Below are 9,961 nucleotides of genomic sequence, written 5' to 3'. Positions count from 1 at the left end.
GATATGATTAACACCTAATATTATATATTTTTTAAAATGTAGTAGCAATACTACATTTTTCGTCGTGCTTTCAAATAAAAACACCATCCAGACAATAGTATCTGGATGGTTCGTCATTTCTTAACTTAATGACATTGAGACATCACTAGGATGCCTTTGTTGCTCTTGGTTTTCTTGCATGGAAATTGTTCTTACGATTCTTTTGAAGTTCTTCCATTGTTTGTTTTGAATTCAAGATAACTGGAATTACAATTGGGTTTCGATGTGTCTTCTTGTATAAGAATGGTTCTAATGTAGAGCGTACACAGTTTTTGATTTCAGAGAAAGTGGTTTTCTCTTTCATCTTTTCTTGAAGAGAATTATTCACAATATATTCAGCTTCTTTGATCAATCCCTGTGAATCTTTTATGAAGACAAATCCACGTGATACGATGACTGGTCGCATTAAGATTTTGTTTTCTTTTGAATCGATAGCTAAGATAACAGCAACTAATCCATTATCGGCTAAGATTCGACGATCTTTTAAAACAGCAGTGGATAATCCGGAAATATCATTTCCATCGACATAAATATCGTCACCTTGGTATCGCCAGTCACTTTGTAGTACTTTGTGATCTCTTAAAATTAAAATATCTCCATTTGCGCATACAAAGATATTCTCTTTAGGAATACCTGTTTCCATTGCGGTTTGACGGTGTTGCATCAACATCTTATATTCACCATGAATTGGCATAAAATAGGTTGGACGAACTAACTGTAACATTAGTTTTTGTTCTTCTTTAGAAGCATGTCCCGTTGTATGCAAGTTATTTAAGATGGATTTTGTCAATACTGTAGCACCCGATCTAAATAAATTATCAATAACACGATTGACACTGGATTGGTTTCCTGGAATTGGATTACTTGAGAATACGATTGTATCTCCAGGTTTTAAGTGAATAAAGCGGTGTGTACCATTCGCAATCCTTGATAGGGCAGCCAAAGGTTCACCCTGACTTCCTGTACAAATAATACAAACTTTATCATCTGGTGTATAAGCTAATTCTTCAGGACTTAAGAAGTCTGAATTTTTAACTTTGATTGTTCCCATCTTTCGTCCAATATCGACAACATTTTCCATACTACGACCAAATACGATTACTTTTCTACCAAATTTAGTAGCAGCTTCAATGATTTGAGCAACACGATGTACGTTGGATGCGAATGTCGCAACAATTAAACGCTGTTTTGTCTTACGCATAATGTCCTGGATTTCATTGGCAACTTTTCTTTCTGAAATAGAGAAGTCTTCAACTCCAGAGTTTGTAGAATCTGACATCAATAAGTCTGGTTTTGTGACACCGATAAATGCCATTTTCTGATAGTCTGCATTTGTTCCAACAGGAGTTAAGTCAAATTTGAAGTCACCTGTGTGGACAATAGATCCATTAGGACATGTGATATGTACACCTAAAGAATCGGGGATAGAGTGGATGGTATTGAAGAAACCAACTTTAAAGTATTTTGTTGAGATACTTGAGTTTTCATCAATTTCTATAATTTTTGTTTTTTCTAGTCCTTTATGTTCACTTAACTTTTTAAGAATCAAAGCCTTCGCAAAACGAGGTGCATAGATAGCATCAATTTGGACTTGTTTTAGTAAGAATGGAATTCCTCCAATATGATCCTCGTGACCATGGGTAATTACTAAAAACTTTCTTTTTTTGTTCATGCGAATCAAATGATGATAATCAGGAATTACATAGTCAACTCCTAATAGTTCATCACCTGGAAACAAAACGCCACAATCTACGATACAGATTTCATTTTCGTGTTCGTAGCAATACATATTTTTACCGACTTCGCCTAATCCCCCTAAGGCGTAAATCAAAGTATCACCTTTTTCAACGTGATTTTTTGCATGATATGGTTTTTTGTTCGATGCATGCCCAAACGCTTGTTGTTGTGTTTTTGGCATATTCGACCTCTTTCTATAATTTAATGACTCTATTGTTATTATAGCAAAGCTACGCGATTTAAAAAAGCAGAAGCTTAAATGACTTCTGCCTCATCATCACTTTTCCATGGATTATTGGCATCAATATGATCGTAGAAAAGAGTACCTGATAAGTGATCGATTTCGTGTTGAAGGCAAATTGCGAAATATCCTTCCGCTGAAATTGTTACATTTTTATCTTGAATCAAATCATAACCACGAACTTTAATTCTTGCATGACGGAAAACATGTCCTGGATGTTCGCCTTTTACGGATAAACAACCTTCTCCATTATCTAAATATGCGTTTTGTACGGATTCGGAAATGATTTTAGGATTGACTAGTGCAACTTCATCTACACCATCTTCATAAGGAATCACAACCGCAATCATTTGTTTTAAAACACCAACTTGTACAGCTGCAATACCAACGGCCGGCTGTAAACCTTCGGCTTCGGCAATTTCATCATCTTGTGAATTACGCACATAATCTAACATGGCCTGTAAAAGTTCTCTGTCCTCATTTGATAAAGGCAATTGAACAGGTTCACTTTGCATACGAATTCTTTCGTCTGTATCCAATATAATATCTTTGCTTGTTATTTTCATAGTAATCATCCTCGCAAACATTCTATAGCATTTTCGAATTATTGACAAATGATTTTTGAAAATATGCTAAAATAGAATTTATGATGGGGGGATTTACATGTCCGAACAAAAAAAGAAGGGAAAATTATCATTTTTCGCATTGGATCCAAAGTGTGATAAGTATATTAATTGGGCGGTGTCGCTTCTTTTGTTGATTGGAACATTTACGATTGTATCAACCAATGTAGGAAAAACGACATATGCTCCTAACATTGTCCCAAAAGTAATTGTTAAACAAAGTGTATTTTGCGTATGTGGATATATTGCCATGTGGTTTATGAATCGTTTGTTTCGCTTTCGATGGTATTCAAAAGCAGAATGGTTTATTGTTCCACTTTGTTTGTTCATAATGGTACTTCCATTTGCGTTTCCAGAAATTGGAGGAAGCCATGCCTGGATTCAGGTTGCCGGTATATCTTTGCAGCCAAGTGAATTCGCAAAACCATTATTGCTGATTATTTGTGCGACATGCTTGTATCGCGCAAAAAAGAAATCAATTATGTTAAAGGAAAAGGGTAGACTCTTTAAAAGGGCGTGGACCGCATTTATTTGTATATGTATCATTGTGCTTTTTCAAAAAGATACAGGAACCGCTGTTATCATTGGATTTATCTTTATATCTTGTATCATGATTCCAAAATATCCTGTTTTACAACATACACAACGCGTATTAAAAGTACTTATTTATGGAGGAATTATTTCTGGCGTTGTTTTGTTTGGATTTACAAATATAGGAAATGAAATCTTAAAACATACGCCCTTTGCACATATTGCGGTGCGTGTTGAAAACTTCAAAAATCCATATAACGATGTTTATGGGGATGGATATCAACCAGCCAATTCTTTGTATGGAATCGCAAGCTCGAATATTGTTGGAAAAGGCATTGGAAACTCGGCACGTAAATATGGTTATTTAACACAGGCTGACAATGACTATATTTTAGCTGTATTGATTGAAGAAACAGGTATCTTTGGTTTGTTTGGATTGGTTATTCTGTATGGAATTATTGAATTTCGCTTATTTTATTATGCCTTTAAAACAAGTGAGGATATGTACAAAATAATATTGGGTGGCGCAGGCGTTTATCTATTTATGCACTTCTTTTTGAATGCTGGTGGTGTGGCTAGCCTGATTCCTTTTACCGGAGTACCCCTACTATTTATAAGTAGTGGAGGTACAAGCTTGATTTCAATTATGTTGACAATGGGATTGGCACAAAACTGCATTTGTGCAATCCGAAGAAGGGAGATGGATCGATTATCATGAGAATTGTAGCGGGAAAATATGGGTCTAGATCATTAAAAAGTCCTAAAAATGATGCGACTAGACCAACACAAGATAAAATTAAAGGGGCCATCTTCTCAAGTTTGGGGAACATGTTTGATGGTGGTAACTTTTTAGATTGTTACAGTGGAACTGGAAATATGGGCTTAGAAGCTGTGAGTCGCGGAATGGATCATGCGACTTTGGTGGACAATAATAAAGGGGCCATTTCTGTCATTAAGGAGAATGTAAAGAGTTTAAAGGCAGAAAAAGAGACCAAAATTATTTGTGGAAATATTTTTAGTGTATTGGAGCGTTTGACTTTAAAGTATGATGTAGTTTATATTGATCCTCCGTATGCGAAACAGGAAAATGAAAAGTTGATTCAAAAATTAGAGGATTTGGATATTGTAAAATTAGATGGAGTTATTGTAGTGGAAAGCCTGCAAGAAGAGGTGTGGCCAGAAAAAATAGCTTCATTCATAAAATATAAAGAGAAGACATATGGTATTACGCGTATTTCTTATTATCAAAAAGAGGAGAATTAAGAATGAAAATAGCAGCATTTTGCGGAACATTTGACCCAGTTACTTATGGTCATTTAGATATTATTGAAAGAGCAAGTAAGTTGTTTGATCAGTTAGTGGTCTTTATTTCGCCAAACTCAGATAAAAATAATGAGTTTACAGAGGAAAAAAGATTAAAATGGTTGAATGAATCAACGAAGCACTTGTCAAACGTAACATGCAAGATTCAGTCGGGATTAGTTGTCGAGGCATGCAAAAGTGTGAATGCGACTGTGCTGGTACGTGGAATTCGTAATGGTGTGGATTGTGCATACGAGCAAAACATGGCGTTTATGAACGCAAGATTGAATGAGGACATTGAGACAGTATGTTTATTTACTCGTCCTGAATATAGTTTGTACTCAAGTTCAAACGTAAGAGAACTATTTAAATATGGTCAGGACATTTCGGGATTTGTTCCTGCTTGTGTATTAGAAGATCTAAAAAAAGGAGAAGAATAAAATGGAAAAGTTTATTGATTGGTTAAAGGCAAATGGATATCAATATAAAGATGAAGATATTTATCTAGAAGCTTGTACACACTCTTCGTATGCCAATGAACATCATCGTGAAATGGGAGACAATGAGCGCTTAGAATTTATGGGAGATTCTGTTTTACAAATTTGGAGTGCTACACAATTATTTTTGATGGAACCCAAAATGCGTGAAGGACAAATGACAACACTTCGTGCACAGACAGTGTGTGAATCTACATTAGCCGTATTGAATAGACAATTAGGATGGTATGAATTCTTGCGTCTAGGTGTTGGTGAAGAAAAAACGGGTGGACGCCATAGAGAAAGTATTTTGGCCGATCAATTTGAAGCTTGCATCGGAGCTATTTATATTGATCAGGGATATGCCGTTTGTGACGAGATTTTGACAAAATATATGAAGCCAGTATTTAAACAAGAAAAGAGTGAGGCTGTTACAGACTATAAAACACATTTACAAGAGGTGATTCAGGCAGATTCTAGAAAGACAATTCAATATAAATTGTTAGAAGAAAAAGGTCCAAGTAATGCACCAACCTTCACAATGGGTGTGTATTTAGATGATATTTTATTAGGTCAGGGAACGAGCAGCACAAAGAAAAAGGCGGAACAAAAAGCAGCTAAGGATGCTTTTGAAAAGATGGCAAAATAAAATGGAAGTATTTGAGAAATTACTAGATCCGGAATTATATGCGTATTTTAAAAATGCGACTTTTTATGAGAATCCTGTATTTCATACAGCGCATAAAATGGTTGATTTTTACATTGAATTTGAGAATGTAATTCCTTTGGAAATTTATGAACAGATCATTACTAAGCTTCAGCTTTCTTTGCATACTCATGTAAAGTTGCATATGCACACAAAGAATAGCGTTATTGAAATGGATGAACTGGATCGTTATGTAAATTATTTTGTGGAAAAATATAGTGATGTGAAGGATTTTCGCTTTCTACATCCTTATTTGGAAAATGATGCAATCTGTTTTTCTACACGCGATGAGTCTCGTCTTGCTGCTTTAAATTTGGCTTTACCTTCATTAATGGAAAAGTTAGAGGATGTAGGGATTACGCAGGAAATTGTGTGTAAAAAAGTTGAAGATGATATAGAGATTGAAACGGCAAAGGTTCAAGTGAGTGCACCAGTTGTTAAACAAGAGCCAGTTAAGAAGCAGTATCCTTCTTCAAACAGCTATAAGAAGGAATCAGCTACAACATATAAGATTGCAGATTTACGAGTGGGCTATTCAAATGTTCAAATTGAAGGACATATTTTCGATATTGATAATCGTGTTATGAAGAGTGGTAAAACTTTGCAGATGTTGTATATCAGTGATTATGATGATGCGATTGTTGCCAAACGTTTTGAAGGGGCAAGATGTCCTATTGAAGAGATTCAAGCGGTAAAAAAAGGCATGCATGTTGTGTTAACGGGTGAAGTTGTTTATGATTCATTCTCAAAGTGCGACTCTTTTATGGTTCGTAAATTAGAAATCTCAAAGGAAAAGAAAAGAGAAGATCATGCGAAAGTAAAAAGAACGGAATGGCATGTTCACTCTAATTTTTCAGAAATGGATGGTGTTTGTGCAATCGAAGAATTTATTCAGACTGCCTATGACTGGGGTATGGATTCTATCGGTGTGTGTGATCACCAGGTCGTACAGGCTTTTCCAATGGCACAACATAAGATTGAGGCTTTGGTCAAACAAGATCCGAATCGTGAATTTAAAATGTTGTATGGTTGTGAAATGCTTGTGGCAGATTCTAAATATCATATTGTATATAATAATGATCATCGCAAACTTGAAGATGCAACATTTGTCGTGTTTGACTTAGAAACAACGGGTCTTTCAAATACGCGTGATGAAATTATTGAATTTGGTGGGGTTAAGATCAAAAATCGTGAAGAGGTTGGACGTTTACAGATGTTCATTAATCCAAAGCGTACAATTCCTGCCCACATTTCAAATTTAACGCATATTACACAAAATGATGTAGATCGTGCAAAACCTATTGAAGATGCTTTAGATGAGTTGTTAGAATTTATTGGAGATTCTATTTTAGTTGCACATAATGCGACATTTGACGTTGGCTTTATGAATGCAGCCTGCAGAAAAACAGGTCGTGATGAACTGACAAATCCTGTGATTGATACATTGCCACTATCGTATGCGATGCTTCCGGATGATCAAAAGCGATTTAATCTAGGAAGTGTATGTCGTCATTATCGTGTGAGTTATGATGGTGAAGGTGCGCACCGTGCCGACTATGATGCGGATGTACTTTCACAAGTCATGTATAATATGATGAATCAATTAGGACATGAAGCTACTTTAGATACATTAGTTGATATGGAAAGTGGATGTGAGAAATACGCTTCGAAAAAACCATATGAGAGAAATCGTCCATATCATATGACGGTATTTGCAAAGAATAAGGATGGCTTAAAAGAATTGTTTGAATTGATTACTTTATCACATACACAATATTTGGTGAGTATGGGTAAAGAAAATGGTCAGCCTCGTATTATTAAGGAGGAAATCTCAAAGAAGTGGGATAACGGCAACTTATTAATTGGTTCTTCTTGTCAGAATGGTGAAATTTTTGAATTGGCGCATACGCGAAGTAAAAAAGAATTATTGGAAGCTATGAGCTATTATGACTACATTGAGTTACAGCCATTAGAGTGTTATAAGAATTTATTGGATCGTGGAAGCATTACAGATGTGGATGATTTGAAGTGGTATTTGCAGTTTATCTATGATACCGCAAAAGAAGCGGGTAAGATGGTGATTGCTTCAAGTGATGCACACTATGTGAATCCTAATGAGAAACGTCTTCGTGATGTATATATTAATGCCAAGGCAATTGGTAATGCTAGACATCCTCTATATATTTATAATAAACAAGCGCGTAAAGCTACGAGCAATCCAAATCAGCATTTGTTGACGACGGATGAGATGTTGAAGGCATTTGAATGGATGGGTGAAGATGTAGCTTATGAGGTTGTTGTGGAAAACACAAATAAATTGAAGTTATTAACAGAGCCTATCTTTCCAATCAAAGATAGGTTGTATCCACCTGACATTGAGGGGTCTGACCAAAAGTTGCGTGATATTTGTTTTGAAACAGCTCACCAATGGTATGGAAATGATTTGCCAGACATTGTAGAGAAACGTTTAACTCGTGAGTTAGATAGTATTATTGGTCATGGTTACTATGTAGTATATTATATTTCACACTTACTAGTTAAGAAGAGTAATGATGATGGATATCTTGTAGGTTCGCGTGGATCTGTAGGATCTAGTTTTGTTGCGACAATGTCCAATATTACTGAGGTAAACCCATTAACACCTCACTATGTATGTAAAAATTGTCAGCACTATGAGTTTTTAGATGGGGATGAAGCTAAGTCTGGTTTTGATTTGCCGGATAAGCTGTGTCCGGTTTGTGGTGAAATCATGCGTGGAGATGGTCAGGATATTCCGTTTGAAACATTCTTAGGTTTTGAAGGGGATAAAGTTCCCGATATCGATTTGAACTTTTCCGGTGAATATCAACCGAATGCCCATGCCTATACAAAAGAAGTATTTGGAGATGATCACGTCTTTAGAGCAGGTACTGTAGGTACGGTTCAGGAGAAGACGGCGTATGGTTATGTTAAAGGATATGAAGAAGAGATGGAGTGTGAGCCTTTTAATGAGGCAAAGCGTGTAGATTTGGCTAAGGGTTGTGAAGGTGTAAAAAGAACAACGGGTCAGCATCCGGGTGGTATTGTCGTTGTGCCATTGGATATGGATGTGCATGATTTTACGCCTGTTCAATATCCTGCAAACAATCCAAATGCGACTTGGAAAACAACGCACTTCGATTTCCATCAGATTCATGATAATATCTTAAAATTTGATATTTTAGGTCATGTCGATCCTACAGCTATGAAAATGTTGGAGAGAATAACGGGGGTGAATGTTCGTCAGATTCCTATGAATGATCAGGCAACTATGGCTATATTTTCGACAACTGAATCACTAAAAATCGATACGACAAAATATAATGAAGTTACAGGAGCCGCGGGTATTCCTGAGTTTGGTACACCATTTGTTCGTGGTATTCTTGAACTTACAAAGCCGACAACGTTTGCGGAATTAGTCACAATTTCTGGTTTGTCTCATGGTACCGATGTTTGGTTGGGAAACGCCAAAGATCTAATTGATAATGGTACTTGTAAGTTGAATGAAGTTATTGGTTGTCGTGACGATATCATGGTTGATTTGATGGGGTATGGTGTTAAACCAAAATTATCATTTACGATCATGGAAAGTGTTCGTAAGGGTAAAGGTTTAAAAGATGAGTGGGTTACCGAAATGAAGGCGAACAATGTACCAGAATGGTTTATTGATTCTTGTACAAAAATTAAGTACATGTTCCCTAAAGCCCATGCGGTTGCCTATGTTATGATGGCTGTGCGTATTGCGTGGTTTAAGGTACATATGCCAGTACATTATTATTGTATGTATTTTAGTATACGTTGTGATGCTTATGATGTGCAGACCATGATTCAGGGTGAGGCTGCAATTCGCCAAAGAATGGCGGATATCAAACATATGAAAGAGGATAAAACACAAAAGCCAAGTGATAAAGAGTTAGCTATTTATGATACGTTAGAACTTGCTTTAGAGATGGTTTTGCGTGGATTTAGATTCTCAAACATTAGCATTAATCGTAGTGCGGCTACTGAATTTATTGTGGATCCAGACGATCCAAAAGCGATTATTCCGCCTTTCACAAGTATTGATGGTTTGGGTTCAAACGTAGGTTTGTCTGTTGTAAAGGCAAGAGAAGAAAAACCATTCCTATCTAAGGAAGATGTACTGAAGCGTACACAGCTTTCAAAAACATTAGTTGAAAAGTTAGCGGATATGAATGCTTTAGAGGGATTGGATGAAGAAAATCAAATGACACTGTTTTAGGCAGTGTCTTTTTTAGAGCGTATGTAAATTTTTATAATTATGTAATGA

The 9,961-nt window shown here is 36.1% G+C and carries 7 protein-coding genes; 5 read left to right on the top strand and 2 right to left on the bottom strand.

What is annotated here, in order from left to right; all coding sequences use genetic code 11:
• Window positions 1-145: 145 nt before the first annotated feature.
• On the bottom strand, window positions 146-1,957 hold the full coding sequence (locus LJE08_RS06365; protein ID WP_117924568.1) for a ribonuclease J: 1,812 nt from the start codon (window positions 1,955-1,957) through the stop codon (window positions 146-148).
• A 74-nt stretch (window positions 1,958-2,031) separates the two neighbouring features.
• Window positions 2,032-2,583 carry a peptide deformylase gene (gene def, locus LJE08_RS06360; RefSeq protein ID WP_117571533.1) on the bottom strand — a complete coding sequence of 184 codons (552 nt, stop codon included), beginning with the start codon at window positions 2,581-2,583 and terminating at the stop codon, window positions 2,032-2,034.
• A gap of 97 nt (window positions 2,584-2,680) precedes the next feature.
• Here def and LJE08_RS06355 point away from each other — a divergent pair, with 97 nt between their 5' ends.
• Genes LJE08_RS06355 through LJE08_RS06335 form a run of 5 tightly spaced genes read left to right on the top strand, consistent with a single transcriptional unit; the run spans window position 2,681 to window position 9,913 of the window.
• On the top strand, window positions 2,681-3,889 hold the full coding sequence (locus LJE08_RS06355; protein ID WP_227402738.1) for an FtsW/RodA/SpoVE family cell cycle protein: 1,209 nt from the start codon (window positions 2,681-2,683) through the stop codon (window positions 3,887-3,889).
• Entirely contained in the window at window positions 3,886-4,434 is a 549-nt protein-coding gene (gene rsmD / locus LJE08_RS06350; protein WP_186998923.1) for a 16S rRNA (guanine(966)-N(2))-methyltransferase RsmD, read from the top strand. Before LJE08_RS06355 ends, rsmD begins: the two co-directional genes overlap by 4 nt.
• A gap of 2 nt (window positions 4,435-4,436) precedes the next feature.
• Entirely contained in the window at window positions 4,437-4,913 is a 477-nt protein-coding gene (coaD, locus tag LJE08_RS06345; protein ID WP_227402737.1) for a pantetheine-phosphate adenylyltransferase, read from the top strand.
• A gap of 1 nt (window position 4,914) precedes the next feature.
• Complete coding sequence (gene rnc / locus LJE08_RS06340) at window positions 4,915-5,598, top strand: ribonuclease III (protein ID WP_117924560.1); 684 nt, start codon at window positions 4,915-4,917, stop codon at window positions 5,596-5,598.
• A 1-nt stretch (window position 5,599) separates the two neighbouring features.
• The gene (locus LJE08_RS06335; RefSeq protein ID WP_227402736.1) at window positions 5,600-9,913 is read left to right on the top strand and encodes a PolC-type DNA polymerase III; all 4,314 of its coding nucleotides are present in this window, start codon (window positions 5,600-5,602) and stop codon (window positions 9,911-9,913) included.
• Window positions 9,914-9,961: the final 48 nt, after the last annotated feature.

The organism is Holdemanella sp. DFI.5.55, assembly GCF_020593575.1.
Lineage (GTDB): Bacteria > Bacillota_I > Bacilli_A > Erysipelotrichales > Erysipelotrichaceae > Holdemanella > Holdemanella hominis.
Note: the sequence above shows the minus strand (reverse complement) of the source record. Positions and strands in the feature narration are given on the sequence as shown.

Excerpts from the sequence above, each read along its gene's own strand:
- LJE08_RS06365 (WP_117924568.1), bottom strand. The coding sequence starts at position 1,957 with ATGCCAAAAACACAACAACAAGCGTTTGGGCATGCATCGAACAAAAAA.
- def (WP_117571533.1), bottom strand. The coding sequence starts at position 2,583 with ATGAAAATAACAAGCAAAGATATTATATTGGATACAGACGAAAGAATT.
- LJE08_RS06355 (WP_227402738.1), top strand. The coding sequence starts at position 2,681 with ATGTCCGAACAAAAAAAGAAGGGAAAATTATCATTTTTCGCATTGGAT.
- rsmD (WP_186998923.1), top strand. The coding sequence starts at position 3,886 with ATGAGAATTGTAGCGGGAAAATATGGGTCTAGATCATTAAAAAGTCCT.
- coaD (WP_227402737.1), top strand. The coding sequence starts at position 4,437 with ATGAAAATAGCAGCATTTTGCGGAACATTTGACCCAGTTACTTATGGT.
- rnc (WP_117924560.1), top strand. The coding sequence starts at position 4,915 with ATGGAAAAGTTTATTGATTGGTTAAAGGCAAATGGATATCAATATAAA.
- LJE08_RS06335 (WP_227402736.1), top strand. The coding sequence starts at position 5,600 with ATGGAAGTATTTGAGAAATTACTAGATCCGGAATTATATGCGTATTTT.